Annotated in this window: 15 protein-coding genes; 8 read left to right on the plus strand and 7 right to left on the minus strand. The window is 68.1% G+C overall.

Annotated elements, in window-relative coordinates:
* Positions 1-6: 6 nt before the first annotated feature.
* From ACK4FB_RS05555 to ACK4FB_RS05585, 7 genes are all read right to left on the minus strand, one after another.
* Positions 7-1,236, minus strand: a complete 1,230-nt coding sequence (locus tag ACK4FB_RS05555; RefSeq protein ID WP_409748869.1) for a serine hydrolase domain-containing protein — start codon at positions 1,234-1,236, stop codon at positions 7-9.
* A 25-nt stretch (positions 1,237-1,261) separates the two neighbouring features.
* Complete coding sequence (locus tag ACK4FB_RS05560) at positions 1,262-2,140, minus strand: SDR family NAD(P)-dependent oxidoreductase (RefSeq protein ID WP_409748872.1); 879 nt, start codon at positions 2,138-2,140, stop codon at positions 1,262-1,264.
* Positions 2,141-2,182: 42 nt separating this feature from the next.
* Positions 2,183-2,812: a TetR/AcrR family transcriptional regulator gene (locus ACK4FB_RS05565; RefSeq protein ID WP_409749045.1), complete on the minus strand. Its 630-nt coding sequence runs from the start codon at positions 2,810-2,812 to the stop codon at positions 2,183-2,185.
* Positions 2,813-2,930: 118 nt separating this feature from the next.
* Positions 2,931-4,499, minus strand: a complete 1,569-nt coding sequence (locus tag ACK4FB_RS05570; RefSeq protein WP_409748874.1) for an AMP-binding protein — start codon at positions 4,497-4,499, stop codon at positions 2,931-2,933.
* Positions 4,496-6,136 (minus strand): carboxylesterase/lipase family protein, encoded by a 1,641-nt coding sequence (locus ACK4FB_RS05575; RefSeq protein ID WP_409748877.1) that lies wholly within the window; start codon positions 6,134-6,136, stop codon positions 4,496-4,498. Before ACK4FB_RS05575 ends, ACK4FB_RS05570 begins: the two co-directional genes overlap by 4 nt.
* Entirely contained in the window at positions 6,133-7,476 is a 1,344-nt protein-coding gene (locus tag ACK4FB_RS05580; protein WP_409748880.1) for a spinster family MFS transporter, read from the minus strand. The genes ACK4FB_RS05575 and ACK4FB_RS05580 overlap by 4 nt, the downstream gene beginning before the upstream one ends.
* Positions 7,476-9,767, minus strand: coding sequence for a TonB-dependent receptor (locus ACK4FB_RS05585; RefSeq protein ID WP_409748882.1), 2,292 nt, complete (start codon positions 9,765-9,767; stop codon positions 7,476-7,478). Before ACK4FB_RS05585 ends, ACK4FB_RS05580 begins: the two co-directional genes overlap by 1 nt.
* 176 nt (positions 9,768-9,943) lie before the next feature.
* On the opposite strand from ACK4FB_RS05585, the gene ACK4FB_RS05590 reads away from it, so the two are divergent.
* From ACK4FB_RS05590 to ACK4FB_RS05625, 8 genes are all read left to right on the plus strand, one after another.
* Positions 9,944-10,420 carry a DUF421 domain-containing protein gene (locus ACK4FB_RS05590; RefSeq protein ID WP_409748885.1) on the plus strand — a complete coding sequence of 159 codons (477 nt, stop codon included), beginning with the start codon at positions 9,944-9,946 and terminating at the stop codon, positions 10,418-10,420.
* Positions 10,420-10,905, plus strand: a complete 486-nt coding sequence (locus ACK4FB_RS05595; protein WP_409748888.1) for a DUF421 domain-containing protein — start codon at positions 10,420-10,422, stop codon at positions 10,903-10,905. The genes ACK4FB_RS05590 and ACK4FB_RS05595 overlap by 1 nt, the downstream gene beginning before the upstream one ends.
* The gene (locus ACK4FB_RS05600) at positions 10,902-11,180 is read left to right on the plus strand and encodes a hypothetical protein (RefSeq protein WP_409748891.1); all 279 of its coding nucleotides are present in this window, start codon (positions 10,902-10,904) and stop codon (positions 11,178-11,180) included. The genes ACK4FB_RS05595 and ACK4FB_RS05600 overlap by 4 nt, the downstream gene beginning before the upstream one ends.
* Positions 11,181-11,855: 675 nt before the next feature.
* The gene (locus tag ACK4FB_RS05605) at positions 11,856-13,553 is read left to right on the plus strand and encodes a hypothetical protein (RefSeq protein WP_409748894.1); all 1,698 of its coding nucleotides are present in this window, start codon (positions 11,856-11,858) and stop codon (positions 13,551-13,553) included.
* Positions 13,554-13,577: 24 nt separating this feature from the next.
* A complete protein-coding gene (locus ACK4FB_RS05610) occupies positions 13,578-14,831 on the plus strand; it encodes an aminotransferase class V-fold PLP-dependent enzyme (protein WP_409748897.1) in 1,254 nt (417 codons plus the stop codon).
* The gene (locus ACK4FB_RS05615) at positions 14,828-15,793 is read left to right on the plus strand and encodes an ornithine cyclodeaminase family protein (protein WP_409748900.1); all 966 of its coding nucleotides are present in this window, start codon (positions 14,828-14,830) and stop codon (positions 15,791-15,793) included. The genes ACK4FB_RS05610 and ACK4FB_RS05615 overlap by 4 nt, the downstream gene beginning before the upstream one ends.
* Positions 15,786-17,108 (plus strand): APC family permease, encoded by a 1,323-nt coding sequence (locus ACK4FB_RS05620; RefSeq protein WP_409748903.1) that lies wholly within the window; start codon positions 15,786-15,788, stop codon positions 17,106-17,108. The genes ACK4FB_RS05615 and ACK4FB_RS05620 overlap by 8 nt, the downstream gene beginning before the upstream one ends.
* A complete protein-coding gene (locus ACK4FB_RS05625; RefSeq protein ID WP_409748906.1) occupies positions 17,105-18,553 on the plus strand; it encodes a S10 family serine carboxypeptidase-like protein in 1,449 nt (482 codons plus the stop codon). The genes ACK4FB_RS05620 and ACK4FB_RS05625 overlap by 4 nt, the downstream gene beginning before the upstream one ends.
* Positions 18,554-18,563 lie beyond the last annotated feature (10 nt).

Genomic DNA, 18,563 nt, shown 5'->3' on the forward strand with positions numbered 1-18,563 from the left:
GTCGGCTCAGACCCCGGCCAGCGCCTCATAGATCAGCGGCCTCAGGGCGTCGCGCGAGGGCGCGGCGCCGGCGGGCATGACCTGGGTCATCATCGTCACCGACAGGCCGAGCCCGGGCGTGGCCCAGAACCCGGTGCCCGCCGCCCCGCCCCACGCGTATTCGCCGGTCGAGCCGGGCCCGGACCCGTCGTCCAGCCGGGTCACCCCGCCAAGCGCCTGCCCCATCCGGCCCTCCAGCCGCCCGCCGTAAAACTGGCGCAGCCGCGACTCGATGTGATCCTGCGGCCCCCAGGGCGTCATCATCAAGCGAGCGGACTCCGCGCTCATGATCCGCGCCCCGTCCAGAGCCCCGCCGTTCGCCAGCATGTCGGCGAACCGGCCATAGTCCGACAGCGTCGACACCAGCGCCCCGCTGCCGGAATCCGCCAGCGGCCGGCGCAACGGGTTCAGCTCCGCGCCGGAGGCGACCCGCGTCAGCCCGTCCTCGCCCGCCGTATAGAGCCCCGCCAGCCGGTCGGCCCTGTCCTCCGGCATATAGAAGCCGGTGTCGGCCATGCCCAGCGGGTCAAAGATGCGGTGCTTGAGAAAATCCCCCAGCCGCTCGCCGTTGATCCGTTCGATCACCAGCCCCGCGATGTCGAGGCCGTAGCCGTACAACCAGTCGGCCCCCGGCTGATGGTCCAGCGGCAGCTCGCCCAGCCGCCGCGCGAACCCGGCCAGCCCGCCGATCTCCGGATCGTACATCCAGGCGGCTGCGGTCAGGCCCGCCTGCCGGTACAGCGGCGCGACACGCGCATCGCCCCAGCTGTTGGCCAGGCCGCAGGTGTGGGTCAGCAGATGACCCACCGTCATGACGCGGGCCGGGACGCGCGCGTCCCCCTCGCCCAGAACCTGAAGATCCGCGAACTCCGGCACGATCCCGGCCACCGGCGTATCCAGCCTCAGGTCGCCGTCCTCCATCAGCAGAACCGCGCCCGCCGCAACCACCGGCTTGGTCATGGAATAGATGCGATAGATCGACTGCGGCCCGATGGTCTCGACGCCCGGGATGTGGGCCTCGACCAGCACGCGTCCGCGCTGCGCCACGCGCAGGGACGCGAACGGCAGCGCGCCCTGCTCCACGAATTCGCGCAGGCGGAGCACCACCGGATCGAGCGCGTCTGACGCCCGGGCGGGACCGGCGGCCAGCCCGGCGAAGGCCGCCCCCGAGATCATCAGCGTGCGACGGTCGATCATGGCGGCCTCCTGTTTCTGCCCGGCGTCAGGTCCCGGCCGCGGCCACGAGGCTCTGCACCTCACGCTCGGCCTGGGTGAAGCCGTAGTTCGGGACCAGCGCGCCCGTCTGGTCCGACACCGCGTCCCACGCCGCGATCAGGCGCTCGCCCGCATCGTCGCCACCGCCGATGTAGCGGCCCTGGCTGAGGGTCACCGTCGCCGTGGCGAAGTGGCCGGCGCCGGCGCAGATCACCGTGCGCGTCGGGGCGTCGTCCACCACCAGCGGCAGCAGCGCCGGGCTGACCAGCGCCGGGTCCAGCGCCTTCAACGCCGCCTCGGGCAGGATGTCCGCCGTCATCTGGGTCGCCGCCGTGGGCGCCAGGCAGTTGACGCGGATGCCGTATTTCTCGCCTTCGATGGACAGGGTCTGCATGAAGCCCACCAGCGCCATCTTGGCCGCGCCATAGTTGGCCTGGCCGAAATTGCCGTACAGGCCCGAGGAAGACGTGGTCATGACGATGCGGCCGAACGACTGCTGGCGCATCTGCTCCCACACGGCCTTGGTGCAGATGGCCGCGCCCATCAGGTGCACATCCACCACCAGACGGAAGTCGGCCATGTCCATCTTGGCGAAGCTCTTGTCGCGCAGGATGCCGGCGTTGTTGATCAGGATGTCGATGCGGCCCCACGCCTCCACGGTCTGGTTGACCATGGCGCTGACGGCGGCCTCGTCGGTGACGGAGGCGGCCACGGCCAGGGCTTCGCCGCCCGCCGCACGGATTTCATCCGCCACGGACTCCGCCGCATCCTGCGACAGATCATTGACCACGACCTTCGCCCCCTTGCGCGCCAGGTACAGCGCATGTTCGCGGCCCAGTCCCCCGCCCGAACCCGTAACGATCGCCACACGCCCTTGAAGCGCCATGCTCATATCTCCTGTCACCGTTTTGATTTTATATGCCCGGACTCAGCCGGCCGCGCCCTTGTCGGGTTTGCAGATCGACATGAATCCCGCGGCCATGAAGCTGGCCATGCGATCCTTCACCGCCCCGTAGTCATCCGAGTTGCACAGGCCGCCGGACAGCCGGTCGATCCGGCCTGTGCGGGCCAGGGTCAGCATCAGCGCGCCGGTGACGAAGTGGTAGCCCCAGAAGATGTCTTCCTCGGCGCAGTCCGGCAGGGCCTTCTTGAGCAGGTCGATCAGACGCAGGACCACCGGATCGAAGTGCAGGTCCATCAGCTCGGCGCCATAGGTGGTGTTCGACACCAGCGCGCCCAGGGCGCCGTAGTTCTTCCAGCTCTCGCCACCCTGGCTGTAGAGGTCGAGGTCGGTGTCGAGGAACGCCCGCAAGGCTCCCTCAACCGTGGGCTTGCCGCCCGTGGCTGCGTCATACTCGTCCAGCGCCTTCATGCGCAGGCCGCTGGTCACGCCCGCCCGCCGTCCGATGACCGCGTCGAATAGGGTCTTCTTGTCGGTGAAATAGTAGTTCAGCAGGGTGTGGTGGACGCCCACCTTCTGGGCCACGTCCTTGAGCGTCACCCCGTACAGACCATGCACGGAGAACAGATACTCCGCCGCGTCGAGGATCTGCTCCATCTTGTCGGCGCGCTGCTGCTCCTTGACCGGGCGCTTGCGGGGCTTGGGCGCAGCGCGCGCGACCGCCTCGCGAGGCTTGGCCTCGGCGACTGCCGCAGCTTTGGTCTTCGTCTTCGGCTCAGCCGCCATAGTCTACTCGCAAACGCATCTTGTCGATCTTGCCCGTGGGGGCCAGCGGCATCTGGTCCAGCCGGATGACCGCGTCGGGAATCCACCACGGGGCGACCCTCTCGCGCAACGGCGCCAGCAGGGCTTCGTCGCTTATGGTGTCCGATTCCCGGGTCTGGACCAGAAGAATGGGCCGTTCGCCCCATTTGGGATCGGAGCGGGCGATGACCGCGGCCAGGGAAACCTCCGGGTGTTCGCTGACCACCGCCTCGATCTCGGCCGGATTGATCCATTCCCCGCCGGACTTGATCAGATCCTTGGCCCGGCCGGTGATGATCAGATCGCCCTCGGGGCTGATGCGCGCCAGGTCGCCCGTGGCGAACCAGCCGTCCGGGTCCGTTGCGCTCTCTTCCTCGCCGAAATAGCGCTGGATCACCGCCGCGCCGCGAACCTTCAGATGGCCTTCCACGCCCCGCTGCTCCGGCAGGGCCCGGCCGTCCGCGTCGGTCAGCAACAGATCGACTCCGATGGCGGGGCGGCCCGACTTGTGCGCCGCGCGGTCCGGGTCGGTCGGTCGCGCCACCGTGCCGGACGGCGACATCTCCGTCATGCCCCAGCTGGTCTGGACCGTCACGCCCAGCCCGCGCTCGATGCGCTCCATCAGCGCCGGCGCCAGCGGCGCCCCGCCGACCACGATGCGCGTCAGCGACGGGGTCTGGCCGCCGGTCGCCTCCAGATGCTCCAGCAGCGCCAGCCAGACCGTGGCCACCCCGACGCCCACCGTGGCCTCCTCGGCGTTTATCAGGGCGGCCAGGCTCGCGCCGTCCAGATAGCGGCCGGGCAGGATCAGACGCGCGCCCACCGCCGGGGCCGCGAACGGCAGGCCCCAGGCGTTGGCGTGAAACATGGGCACCGCCATCAGGATGCCGTCGTCGGCCGTAAAGGCCATCACGTCCGCCTGCAGCACCCGCAGCGTATGCAGGAAGCTGGAGCGGTGGGTATAGGTCACGCCCTTGGGCGCCCCGGTGGTGCCCGATGTGAAGCACAGGCCGCTGGGCGCCGTTTCGTCGAACGCGCCCCAGACCACGTCGCCCTCGGCCGTTTCAATCATCGGCTCCAGAAGCTCGGTCTGCTCGTCCCCCGCCACGGCGTCGATCACCAGCACCCGCTCGATCAGCGGCGCGCGCGCGGCGATACGGCGGGCCAGCGGCGCCAGGTCAGCGCTCGCGATCAGAATGCGGGCGTGGGACTGGGTCGCCATGTCGGCCAGCTGCGCCTCTGTCAGGCGGGGGTTCAGCGTATGGCACACCGCCCCCATGCCCATGACCGCGTACCAGACCTCCACATGGGCCTGGGTGTTCCAGGCCAGGGTGGCGACCCGGTCGCCCGGTTTCACCCCCAGCCCGGCCAGGACCGCGGAAGCCTTGCGGCTGCGCGTCCTCAGCCTGGCATAGCCCATACGCTCGCTTGAACCGTCACCACGCGCCGTGACCACCTCGACGCCCGGATGCCATTTGGCGGCATGATCCAGGAACCGGTCAAGGGTCAACGGGAAGGACTGCATCTCCCCGTCGATCATCGGCAATCCGCTGCTGCAGGAAGCGGCGGCGACGCGACTCCCACGTTCCAGTGCCACGGCAGATCGCCCTGGACGCGGCGGCGGCAGACCACCTCTTCGACCAGCTCGAACATGCCCGGCATCAGGTGGGCGCCCGGAACCGGCGTCCGGTCAAAGGCCATATAGGCCCGGTCGTCGCCATAGGCCCGCCAGTCCGGCTGGTCTTCTGCGGACGGAACCCCGTCCCGCGCGAAGCTGACCCAGTAGCTCAACATGGCGTCGGACAATCCCGATTCCACGGCCGTGTCCGGGATCACCGGCCAGTGCGGCGGCGTCCGGTCGCCCCTGCCGAAGACATAGGGAATCTCGCTGGCGTGGAAGGCGTGCAGCCCGGCCTCATCGGCGGCCGGATAACTGTGATTGAAGAAGTACAGGAACGACGGCCGGCCCTGCGCCGTCTGGTTACGCACCAGCCGCTCGGCGGTCCAGCCGTACATGGCGTCCCGCGTGGTCGCCAGCATGGCCTCGTCCAGATCGCCGGACGGATAGCGGGCCAGCATGGCGTCGGCCAGGTCGCCATAGGCCGCCCGGATGGCCGCCTCATAGGCCTCCGCGCTCGCGGGCTCGGGCGGCAGCAGGAACCGCAGCGAGCGGATCTCGCCCTCATTGAATCCGGCCAGGATCGGCACGGACGCCGCCTCGCCCCGCTCGAATGCCTCAACCGGCTGGGCGGGCAGCACATGGCCGTCCACATTGCCCAGCGGCAGGAAGCCGGACATGGCCGCACCGATGGTCAGGGCCTGCGGGTCCATGGCCCGCAGCCGGGCCAGTCCCCTCACCTCAAGCTGGCGGCTGAGGGCCACGCCCGCCTCTTCTGCCGGCGGCGTCCCGTGCACCGTCTCACGCAGGGCCGGGGTGGAGATCATGTAGGCGCTCTGGGCCACCGCCTTGTGGAACAGGCCGTGGGCCTGCGGCGCGGCCATCAGGTACATGACCGACAGAGCGCCGGCGGACTCGCCCGCGATGGTGACGTTATTCGGGTCACCCCCGAAGGCGGCGATGTTGCGGTTGACCCAGCGCAGGGCCTCGATCTGGTCCAGCAGGCCGTAGTTGCCCGACACGCCGTCCGGCGACTCCGCGCTGAGGTCCGGGTGGGCCAGATAGCCCAGCACGCCCAGGCGATAGTTGATGGTCACCACCACCACGCCCTCGGCCGCCATGAGCGCCCCGTCGTACATGACCTCGGCGCCCGACCCGCCGGTCAGGGAGCCGCCGTGAATCCACACGAACACCGGCGCATTCTCCGCGGTCTCCGGCGTCCAGACGTTCAGCGACAGGCAGTCCTCGCTCATGCGCGGCGTTTCCGCAGGCGCATAGATGCTGCCCGGCCGCGACGGCGGCTGGTGGCAGGCGGGGCCGAACTGCGTGGCGTCCCGCACGCCCTCCCAGCCCGCGGCGGTCACCGGCGCGCGCCACCGCATCCGCCCGATCGGCGCCTCGGCGTAGGGAATGCCCCGGAAGACGGAGACGCCGTCCAGCGCCTCCCCCCTCGCCGACCCGACCGGGGCCTGGACCACAGGCGCGTCACTGGCCGACGTTTGCGTCGACATCAGCAGAGCCGCGAGCCCCGCCATCATGCACAGGGTGGACCGGATCATGCCGCGACCTCCTTGGATTGAGACTGCTGCCTCAGCGCCCTGGCCAGCCACAGGAACAGGCCGATGGCCAGCAGGTAGAACGGCGTCAGGGTATAGAAGGCCAGCTGAAGCGAATTGTCCGGATTGGTGCGGGCGAAGAAATCGCTGGCGAAGCCCAGATAGGTAGGGCCGAACCCCAGCCCGACCATGTTCATCACCAGCAGCAGCAGGGCGCCGGCGAGCACGCGCTGGTCGGGGCGCACCTCCTCCTGGACGAGCGTCACCGCCGGAGACAGGTAGAAGTAGTTCAGCCCCATCGGCAGCAGCAGGAACATCAGGGCCAGCTGCCAGCTCGGCGCCCAGATGAAGCCGATGAACAACGGCGCCGCCAGGGCGAGGCCGATGGCAGGAACATAGCCGTAGGCCGATTTCCAGCGCCTCGCGAACAGGTCGACGAGACGGCCCGAGACCAGCATCCCGGCGCTGGCGCCGAACAGCACCACAAGGGCGTACCAGACCGCCACGTCTTCCAGCGTCATGCCCTTCTCGCGCATCAGGAACAGCACCGCGAACCCGAGCAGGGCATAGGTGATGAACTGGGTCGCAGCGCAGGCCAGCGCGCAGCGCAGCAGCACCGGATCGGTGAAGAACATCTTGCAGGTGGCCCAGAAGCCCGGCCTGGGCTGCGCCGCGGCCGGCTCGGCCTGCGGGACCGCCGCCTCGGCAGGCGCGACGTCCAGACCGCCCTTCTTCGGCTCGCGCACGAAGAACCAGATGATCACGGCGGTGATCACCCCGATGACCCCCACCCAGATGAAGGCGAAACGCCACGAATAGGTCGAGGCGATCGACGCGCCGAAGGCGACGCCCAGGGCCATGCCGATCGGCGGCCCCATGTTGAACAGGCTGAGCGCCGTTCCGCGCGAGCCAGGCGGGAAATAGTCCGAAATGATCGCGTACGACGGCGGCACCCCGCCGGCCTCTCCGACGCCCACGGCCATGCGCGCGAGCGCCAGCTGCGGATAGCTGGTCGCCATGCCGCAGGCTGCAGTGGCCGCGCTCCACAGGCCGCAGGCGACGGCCAGCACCCTGGTCCGGTTGGTCCGGTCGGCGAGCCAGCCGACCGGGATCGCCAGGAAGCAGTAGAACAGCGCGAAGTAGAAACCGGTCAGCAGCCCCAGCTGGCCGTCAGTGACGCCCAGCTCGTCCTGGATGGGCTTGGCCAGAATGCCCAGAAGCTGCCGGTCCAGGAAGTTGAGCACATAGACGAAACACAGGATCGCCAGCACGATCCAGGCCCGGAGCCCCGGGCGCGCGGCTGGCGCACCCGGGGCGATGATGGAGGAGGATGCGTCGGCCATCAGAACGCATATCCCAGACGCACACCCACCGTACGCGGCCGGTTCACGCCGTACTTGCCGTCAACGAAGGCCTCGGGATGGACGTAGTTGATGGACCGGTCGTCGAACAGGTTCTCCACATAGGCCGCCACTGTGACCTGGTCGAAGGCGACGGCGAAGGCCCCGTTCACGACCGTGTATTCCTCGGTCCAGTCATAGGTGGGGCTGATCACGCCGGGCTGCCCGGGCGTATTGGGGAACGAGCCCGGGAAATCGCCCACATGGATCACCGACAACGACGCATTGGCCTCGGCGGTCTGGAAGATGTCGAAGTTGTAGTTGACCGTCATGGACCCGCTGAACCGGGGGCCGGCCAGACGGGCGCCCAGGACCGCGCCGGAGATGGCCGCCTCCTCGTCAGACAGATCATCGACCTCCGCGTCGTTCAGCGCCCCGTTCAGGGCCACCGTCCAGCCCGTGGCCGGAATGGCCCGGACCTCGAACTCGATCCCGCGGCTGTAGGCGCCGCCGATGTTGGTGGCGAACTGCACCTGGTCGGACACCCGGTTCGCCTGCACCTGAATGTCGTTCCAGTCGATGTAGTAGAGCGCCAGATTGGCGGCCAGACGACCGTTCATCCACGTGCCCTTCAGACCGACCTCGTAGCTGACCAACTCGTCGGAGTTTGCGCCATAGGGAATGATCAGGTCGTCTTCGTCGAAGGGGCTGCCGTCCCCGCCTCGAGCGTTGACGATCGGGCCGCGAAATCCGGTGGCCACCGTGGCGTAGGTCGTCAGCGACGGCGTCGGTCGCCATGACACGCTGGCGCGATACGACGGCCCGCTCTCCTCAGCCTTTGCACCGACGACGGTGTCGACTATCGGGACCACGGTTATTGGAAGGTCCTGCAGGCCCAACGCCACAGCCGTCAGGGCCTGGGTCAGATAGTTGCTGTTGTAGCCGCCAGCGGGGAAGAAGCCCTGCGCGTCGGTGCTGCCATAACGCAGCCCTCCCGTGATCCAGAAATCGTCCGTGAACCGGTAGGTCAGCTGACCGAACAGGGCCTTCTCATGCGAGATGAAATAGCTGTCGAACCGGTAGTAATACTCGTCGGGAAGGCCGGTTAGGCCGTAGGCCGCCAGAAACTCCGGCGACGAACGATAGTTATAGGCCACATCCCTGCGCCGCTTGAAATAGAAGCCGCCCAGCACCCAGTCGAACCGCCCGCCGGGATCCGACGCCAGCCGCACCTCCTGTACGAAGGTCTCGTCCCAGGCGTCGGCATCCAGGGCGAAGGCGATGGCCTGCCCAAAGGTGCCCGCCAGATCCACATAGAACTCGGCGTCGAATTCCGACCATGTCGACGAACTGGTCAGGCTGGCGCCGTCAAACTGGTAATCCAGCGTCACATTGTAGTTGGTCATGGCCCCTGTGAAGCGGTCCGGGCGATCCGACCGGCGCGTGTCCTCGCCCAGGGTCGGATTGACCAGAGAGGAGTCCTGCGGCTCGCTTTCCTCGTGGGAGTAGCGCAGTTGCACCGCCAGACGATCGGTCGGCTCCCACAAAAGGGTGGCGCGACCGCCCCAGCTTTCCAGGCTGTTCGAGTTCTCGATACCCGTGCCGATGTTGTCGATGTAGCCTTCCTCGTCCCGAAGGAACCCCACAACCCGCAGGGCCAGCTTGTCTTCCACCAGAGGCACGTTGACCATGCCGTTGTAACGCTGACGCAGCGAGTCCGACCCCGTCACCCCGATGTCCCCCAGGAAAGAGGCCTCGAACACGTTGGGGTCCGGCGCGTGGGTCAGGATGCGCAGGGCGCCGGCCAGCGAGCCCGAGCCGAACAGCGTACCCTGCGGGCCGCGCAGGAACTCGATCCGCTCCACATCGAACAGGCTGGGATCCAGAATGGTGGAGTTGCCGTTCGACGAGATCGGCAGTTCGTCGATATAGATCGCCACCGTGCTCTGCAGATTGGCGTTGTAGCCGTTGGTGGCGATGCCGCGCGCGGTGAAATTGTTGAAGTTGGCGCTGGCGCGGTTCAGCACCACGCCGGCCGTCTCGGTGGCCAGGCCCTCGTAGCCGACGATGCCCTTTTCGGTCAGTTCGTCCTGCGACAGGGTCGTGATGCTCAGGGGCACGTCCTGGATGCGCTCGGCGCGGCGGGTCGCCGTAACGATGACCTCGCTGACCTCGGTGGCTTCAGCATCCTGACGGTTCCGGTCCTGATCGTCCCGGGTCGCGGCGGCCTGTGCCGGCGCGAACGTCGCCAGAGTAGCGGCGGCGCAAGCCGACGCGAGAAGTATCGCCCTCATCTGTTTTCCTCCCTCGGCATCGCTCGTGAATGGCGACGCTCTCGGAGAGGGAGTGGGACACGGTTCCGCCGACCTGTCAACATTCACTATCACGCGCGTGAATGTCTGAGATCCATTGTCGGCGCCGCAAACCGCAACCCCGGCGATGGCAAACCGTTCGACAGTCAGGAGGAACCATGCCTGACGCCATCTTCAACGGCTGGGACGGCATCCTGCGCATCCTGCTGATCGCGCCGGCGGCCTACGTGTCGCTGATCCTGATTCTGCGGATGTCGGGAAAACGAACCCTGGCCAAGCTGAACGCCTTCGATTTCATCATCACCATCGCCATCGGGTCGACCCTGGCTTCGGTCATCACCAGCAGCACCCTGTCGCTCGTCGACGGCATCGTCGCCCTTGCGTTGCTGGTGGGCATGCAATTCATCGTCACGGCCGCATCCGTTCACCTGCCCTGGGTCGACGACATTGTGAAAGCCGAGCCCACCCTGCTGGTCCGCAAGGGCGAATTGCTGGGCCGGGCCATGCGGCGCCAGCGCATCACCAGAGATGAGATCGAGGCCGCCATACGCCAGTCCGGGGGGCGGGGCCTTGATGACGCGGACGCCGTGTTTCTCGAAACCGACGGTTCCCTCGCCGTGACGCGGGCGTCCTGATGGAAACCCTGCACGCTGTCATCGGAACCCACGGGCAGGACATCGGCTGGCTGCAGATGTCGCTGCGGGCCGCGCTGGTCTTCGTTCTGGGAGTCCTGATCGTCCGCTTCGCCGCCACCCGCGCCTTCGGCAAATGGAGTGCGCTGGACATCATCCTGGCCGTCATCGTCGGCTCGAACCTCAGCCGCGCCCTGACCGGCAATGCTCCGTTCATAGCCACCATCGCGGCCACCGTGGTTCTGGTTGTGCTGCATGGCCTGCTGGTGGCGGGCGCGGCGCGATTGCCCTGGCTCAGCACCCTGACCAAGGGCGCTTCGGTCCGCCTGATCCGCGACGGAGAAGTCGACGAGGCGGCGCTGCGCCACGCCGGTCTGGGCCATGGCGATCTGCGCATGGCGCTCAGGGAAGCCGGGCACGATGATCCCGACCAAGTGAAATCGGCCTCGCTGGAGCGCAACGGCGACATCAGCGTGGTCGGCCGGTGAGCGCTTCAGAAAACACGCCCGGCCCCCGGCCCTATCTGGTCCATGTGGCCCCCGACGGGGACATTACCTTCCCCGCCACGGCCGTCTGCAGGCTGGCCGATGGTCTCTATATCGTGGTCAGCGCCCTGACCCGCTCGCGTCTCTATCACCGCATCAAACGCGAGGCGTCCCCGGGCGCGGCCCTCCTGGTCGCGCCCTTGGCCGAGGCGCCCAAGTTCAAGGGCATGTCGCGCGGCGCCCTGGCCTTCACCCGCGAGATCTGGCCGCCGGCATAGTCTTGGCGGAGGCCGGAGGGGATCACTCCCACTCAATTAAATGGACGATTTGTATTTCTCTGTCTTTATTGTCTTTACAACGATCGCGAGGTTGGCAATGCCGATTGAAGGGTAATCAAGTTACTTGGTCGTTGAAATACTGGATAAAATCTATCATCACAAGCGCGTTAGACGCCTGTCTTTCGACGCCTATTGAGAAATCTCATCAATATTGGGCGCCTACGAGGCACAGCATTTATTCAAACGCCATCAAAGCATATCGCGTGTTGACCATCAGCCAAACCACTGTCGACGCCACCCCGTGAACCCTTGACTAATATTCACCCGATCCTCCCGGCGCGCACTGCTGGGCAGATTCGGACACTCAGGTCCTGACCCGGTGGAGAATAGCACCAACCAAAGCGGCCTTGTCCTGTGCGAGAAAGCGACCGTCATAGTATATGCGGGGCTGTCGACATCCCGACTTGACGTTAGGCCACCTCGTGCCGGTGAAACCGACACCGCCTTGAGTGCAAGATGATGAAGGGCCGCGACCCCGAGGCTAATCATGCGCCTCTCTTGGATTCCCCTGCATAAAATAGCCGCCGGCGAGTCTCTCCAGTGCAAAGATCGCATGAAACTCTCCGGGGGATTTTTGTATCGTACCAAGGATCAAATCCATATCGGACAGGGCTCATGCCGCGCCTTCAACACCTCTTTCTTCTTTGCGTTCTCCTCATCGCGCCGGCGGCGTGGGCGGATGAGCCGCCGCCGCTGTCCGTCACCCTGACGCCCCGCCCTGCGGCGGACGGCGGGGTGGATCGGCTGGAGGTGGAGCTGCGGTTCCCCGCGCCGGGCGGCGACGCCGCGGATGCGCTGCTGCGCATGCCGGTTACGCTGGTCTCGACACCGACCGCGGCCTATGAGGCCGCGGACATTCAGGTTCGCGACGGCCGCGGCCTGCTGACCCTTCGGGCCGAGGATGCGGAGCCGACGCCCGAGGGCGTCTATCGCCACTATCTGGCCGACCGGGCGGCGGAGGGCGATGTGATTGTCACCTACGCCGTCACCCCGCGACCGGTGTCGTCGGAGACCCGCAACGGCCCCCTGTTCGACCTGCGCGCCCAGGACGGCGGGCTGATGGGCGCCGGGGTCTATTTCTTCGCCTTGCCCGTGGTTGAGACCCCCTACCGGATCACCCTGACCTGGGATCTGTCCGCCCTGCCCGCGGGCGCGCGAGGGGTATGGAGTTTCGGCGAGGGAGAACGCTCCGTCACCGCGCCGGCCAGCACCTTGGCCTTCTCGTTCTACGCGGTGGGGGCGGTGGCCAGCGAGCCGGAGGCGGGCGCGGACGACTTCGCCCTCTACTGGCTGTCGCAGCCGCCCTTCGACATCGACGACCTGGCCGCCGAGACGCGCGCGCTCTACACCTACATGTCGGAATTCTTCAACGATCCCGGCGCGCCCTACCGGGTGTTCATTCGCGAGAATCCCTATCCGGCAGGCGGCGGCACGGCCCTGGCCCAGTCCTTCATGTTCGGCTACGGCGCGGGGGGTGAGACCACCAGCGACGGGCTGCAGATACTGCTGGCCCACGAGATGGCCCACAACTGGCCCCGCCTGAACGGCGGCGATCCCCACGCCCTGACCGCCTGGTACACGGAGGGAACTGCCGAGTTCTATTCCTCACTGCTGGCGCTTCGGGCCGGGCTTCTGGACTTTGATGAGTTCCTGGACATCATCAACCGCCGCGCGGACGCCTATTACGCCAACCCGCACATCAGCCTGTCGAACGAGGAAGCCGGCCAGATTTTCTGGAGCGACTCCCGGGCGCAGCGCATCCCTTACGGTCGGGGCTTCATCTATCTCGCCAATGTCGACGCTCAGGTCCGCGCCGCCTCCGACGGGGCGCGGTCGCTGGACGATCTGGTCGTGACGGTTCTGGCGCGTCAGAAGGCCGGCGAGACCGTCGGCCTCACGGAATGGGTCGCAATGGTGCAGGCCGAGATCGGCGACGCGGCCCAGGCCGACTTCGACGCCATGATCTCGGGTCAGGCTATTACCCCCCATCCGCAATCCTTCGCCCCCTGCCTGCGGCCGGTGCAGGTGTCGCATCGTCCCTTCCATCTGGGCTTCGACGAGATGCGGCTCGGCGTGGTGGCGGACCTGTTGCCGGAGTCCGCCGCCGCCCGGGCCGGACTTGCGGAGGGAGACGAAATCCTGTCGATCACGCCGGTGCGCGAGGCGCAGGGCGCTGAGGACCGCATGATGGAGATGACCATCCGCCGCGACGGTCGCACCTATGGCGTCAGCTACCTGCCGCGCGGCGAGCCCGTCAGCGGCTGGCGGTGGGAACGGGTCGACGGCGCTCCGGACAGCGCCTGCGCCCTGTGATGGATTCAGTTTGAGGAGAGGATCATGGCGGACGAGCGGGCACAGGGACTGACGCGGCGAAGCTGGCTGGCCGCCGCCGCCGCCCTGCCCGCGGCCGCCGGCGCTGCGCCCGCCGTCGCGGGTGTCGGCGGGTCTGTTCCGGCCTTACCCGCCACCGATCAGTATCCGGACATCCAGGGCGTCTATCTGGACGCGGGGTCGGTCCATCCCTTCAGCGTGGGCGCGCGGGAGTCGGTGCGGCTCTATCTCGAGTCCCGCGCCATGAACGGAGGCCCCGACGGCTACGATTTCGGACCGCTGCGGCAGTCGGTGCTGGAGCGGTTCGCGGCCCTCATCAACGCCACGCCAGCTGAGGTGGCCTATGTCCAGAGCACGTCCGCGGGCGAGCAACTGGCCGTCAGCGCCCTGGGCATTCCCGAAGTGGGCGGCCGCATCGTCACCGACGCCCTGCACTTCTTCGGCTCGTTCCACCTGTACGCCGAGCTGGAGCGTGCGGGCATGGAGGTGGTGATCCTGCCCATGCGCGAGAACCGCATCCTCATGTCGGACATGGAGGCGGCGGTGAACGACCGCACGCGTCTGGTGGCCCTGTCCGCCGTCTCCACCATCAACGGCTTCCAGCATGACCTGAAGGCCGTGTGCGATCTGGCCCACGCCCATGGGGCCCATGTCTATGTGGACGCGGTCCACGCGATCGGCGCCGTGCCCTTCGACGTGCGCGCCACCGGCGTCGATCTGGTGGCGTCGTCCAGCTACAAATGGCTGATGGGCGACATGGGACTGGGCTTTCTCTACGCCCGGGCCGACTTGATCCCCCGGCTGCGCCGGCCCCAGGCCGGCTATCAGCAGCTGGCCGCCTTCTCCAGCCACGCCTATCCCTATGATCCGCCGGGTCCGAAACTGTTCGAGACCCGCGCGCGTGATGACGCCACCGGCCTGTTCGCGGTGGGCACCTTCTCCAACACCGGCGTTGCGCATCTGGACTGGTCGCTGGACTACATCCAGTCGCTGGGCGTGGAGACCATTCAGACCTGGCGCCAGCCGGTCATCGAACGGGCCCGCGCCGAGCTGCCGCGCGTGGGCTTCGAGCCAATGACGCCCGAGGACAGCACCAGCCCGCTGATCGCCTTCGCCTACAGGGACGCCCGCCAGACCTTCGCGGAGCGGCTGCGGCGCGCGGGCGTGCGGGTTACCCTGGGCGCGCACCGGCTGCGCGTGTCTGCGTCGGTCTTCAACACGCCGGCCGATGTGGACCGTCTGGTGGAGGCGCTGGCTTGAGCGACGCCTTGGTAGTCATGGACGCCGAGGCAGTGCGATCGCGGCTGAGCATCGCCGCCTGCATTCCCCTGATGCGCCAGGCCATGATCGAGCTTTCAGACGGCCGGGTCGGGCAGACGCTGCGCAGCTTCCTGCCCATGGGCGAAGGGCGCACCTTCGCGCTGATGCCGGCCGTGTCCGCCGCCGGGTTCGGCGCCAAGCTGGTCAGCGTTTACGGCGCGGCGGACCGCCCCGGCCGCCGACGGCATCAGGGTCTGGTCGTGCTGTTCGACACGGACGACGGCCGCCCGGTCTTCGTAGGCGACGCCGAAGAGATCACCCGCATCCGCACCGCCGCAGCCACGGCGGCGGCCACCGACGCACTGGCGCGGGATGACGCCCGAGTCCTGGCCCTGCTCGGAGCCGGCGCCCAGGCCGAGGCGCATCTGGAAGCGATTGCGGCGGTGCGACCGCTGACGACAGTCCGGGTCTGGGGGCGGGATCTTGAGGGTGTCACGGCCTTCGCCGGTGACATGCAAGAGCGCTTCGGCCTGGACGTCGTGCCCTGTGCGACGGCGGCCCAAGCGGTAGAGGGCGCCGATGTGGTCTGCACCCTCACCACCGCATCCGATCCCGTGCTGAAGGGTGCGTGGATCGCGCCGGGAACCCACGTGAATCTCGTGGGCTCCAGCGGCCCCCATGCGGCCGAGGCGGACGCCGACGTCGTCGCGGGCAGCCTGTTCATCGCCGATCATCGCGACCACGTCCTCGCCCACGGCGGCGAGTTCCTGCGCGCCCGCGAGCAGGGCCGCGTGAGCAACGATCACGTGGTGGCCGAGATCGGGGAGGTCTTCTCGGGCCGACACCCGGGTCGTACCGGCGCCGATCAGGTCACGGTCTACAAATCCCTGGGCCACGCCGCCCAGGATCTGGCGGCGGCCGCATGGCTGCTGTCCCATGAAAGGGGAACGCTCCATGGCTGATGCGCCGCATCTGAAACAGGGCGTGGGTCTGATCTCGGTCATCGCCCTGGGGCTGGGTCTGGCCGTCGGGGTCTCGATCTTTTCGGTCATCGCGCCCGCCACGGCCCTGGCCGGACCGGCCATGCTGCTGGCGGTCGCCCTCGCAGCGGTCCCCATGTTCATCATCGCGGTGACCTACGCCTTCATGGGATCGGCCCTGCCGACGGCGGGCGCTTCCTACGAGTGGCCGCGCCGGTTCCTGTCGCCCGCGACCGGCTTCATGATCGCCTGGCTGCGCATCGCCGGCAGCGTGGGGGCCATGCTGATCCTTGCGCTCGTCCTCACCCGCTATGTCTCGATGCTGGTCCCGGTTCCCACCAAGGCGACCATGCTGGGCGTGTTCGTTCTGATCTTCGGGCTCAACCTGTGGGGCGTGGCCATCGCCGCGCGGGTCCAGACCGTGCTGATGGCGGGCCTGATCGTTCTGTTCTTCGTGTTCGCCGGCTGGGGGGCGCCCTCGGTTCAGCCGGAGTCCTTCACCCCCTTCATGTCCGAAGGCTGGGCCGGCGTGCTGGCCGCCACCCCGGTCCTGATCGGCCTGTTCTTCGGTATCGAGGCCGCCACCGAGGTCGGCGACGAGGTCCGCAACAGCCGACGCGCCATCCCCATAGGCGTGGCCGCCTCCATCGTCTCGGCCATGATCCTGTATCTGATGGTGGCGGCCGTGGCCCTGGGCGTGCTGGGACCCGAGGCGCTGGCCGCCAGTGAAACCCCGGTTCTGGACGCCGCCGCCGTGTTCATGGGTGACGACATCGCCCGGCCCGTCATCGTCCTCGCGGCGGTGCTCGCCATCGGCAAGTCCCTGAACGCCCTGGCCATGGTGTTCAGCCGCTATCTGTTCGCCATGGCCCGCGCGGGCGCCCTGCCCGCGTCGCTGGCCCGGGTTCATCCGCGCTTCCAGACGCCGCACATTGCGCTGGCCGTTGCTTTCGGCCTCTGCGTCCTGGGTCTTCTGGCGCCCATGAACCTGACGGCCCTGTTCCTGGCCGTGAACGTGCCAACGCTGCTGAAGTATGGCGCCACCTGCCTGTCGGCCACGCGCATCGCGCAACACCACCCCGAGATCCACGCCCAGGCCGCCTTCCGTCCCAGCCGACGCTTCGTCGCCATCTGGGGCTGGCTGGGGGTCGTCGCCTCGGTGGTCGTGGTCCTGCTCGGCCTCACCGCCGACTGGCGACCCTATGTGGCGCTCACGGTCTGGGGGCTGATCGGCGCCGCTTGGTATCTGGTGCGCGGCCGGTTCGGCGTCGGTCCCGATTCCCGGAGTGCGTCATGATCCAGTCGTTCCAAAACCTCGCAGCCGGGGTCGCCGTCGCCCTGGCGCTCGCCACGCCCGCCGCCGCCCAGGATGTACAGAGCCCCCGCTCCGTCGCCACCTCCCATGTGGCGCAGCTGGAGGCCGGGCCGGTCGCCTATCAGGCCGTCGTGACCGAGACCGCGGTCCGGTCCGAAGACGGCGACGCCTCGGGAACAGTGGTCACCACCAGCTACATCCGGACGGACGCGGCCGGCGATCGACCCGTGCTGTTCATCTTCAACGGCGGCCCCGGCGCCTCCACCACCCCGCTGCACTTCGGCGCCTTCGGCCCCATGCGCCGTTTCGGCGAGGCGGACGACCAGTACCTGGCCATGAATCCCCACAGCCTGCTGGATGCGGCGGATCTGGTGTTCATCGACCCCGTGGGCACGGGGTACAGCCGTCCCCATGACGATGGGTCCCCGTTCTGGAGCCGCTCGGGCGACGCCCGGTCCGTCGCTGACGTCATCCGCGACTGGCTGGCGCGCCATGACCGGAGGGACTCGCCCCGCTACATGCTGGGCCAGAGCTACGGCACCATCCGCGCGGCGGAGATCACGCGCGTGGCCCCCGATCTGGATTTCGACGGCGTGCTGCTGTTCGCCCTGGTGCCCGGGGAACGGAGCGGCATCCTCGCCCATATGTCGTCCCTGCCCAGCTATGCCGCCGCCGCCTGGCATCATGGCCGTGCCGCCCGCGACGGCCGCACGGTCGAGCAGGTGTACGAGGACGCCGTGGCGTTCGCGCGCACGGACTACATCGCGGCGCTGATCCAGGGCGCCGCCCTGCCCGACGCCGAGCGGGACGCCATGGCCGCGCGGCTGTCGGCGATGACCGGCCTGCCCGCCGCCCCGATCGCCGAGAACGATCTGCGCATCACGAACACCCTGTTCATGTTCAACGTGCTGGCGGATCAGGGCCTGCGCACCGGCCAGCTGGACGCGCGCGCTACGGCCCGGCTGGACGCTCCGGCGCAGCGCCCGCCCTATGACGACCCCGGCATGAACTACGGGCCCGAGGCCGCCGCGCGACCGGCTGACCCCGAGGAGACCGTGTTCCGGCCCGCCGAAGGGGTGTCGGTGGTCGACGCCTACTACGGCGATGTGCTGGATTTCCGGGCCGAAGACGCCTACCAGGCCCTGAATCTGGAGGTGAACAGCGCCTGGAACCACGAAGGCTTCACCGACGCCATTCCGCATCTGGCCGAGGCCATGGCGCGCGACCCCGACATGCGGGTGTTCTGGTCGGCCGGGTACTATGACCTGTCCACCCCGGCCTACGGCGGGCGCTACACCCTGGATCAGGCGGGCATTCCAGCCGACCGGCTCACCGCGGCCTACTTCGCCTCTGGCCACTCGGTTTTCATTGAGGAGACAAACCTCGAGGCTCTCGCAGACGCCGTGCGCGACTTCATGACCGAGTAGAGCGCGCCGC

Source organism: Brevundimonas sp., from assembly GCF_046299535.1.
In the GTDB taxonomy this organism is placed as follows: Bacteria; Pseudomonadota; Alphaproteobacteria; order Caulobacterales; family Caulobacteraceae; genus Brevundimonas.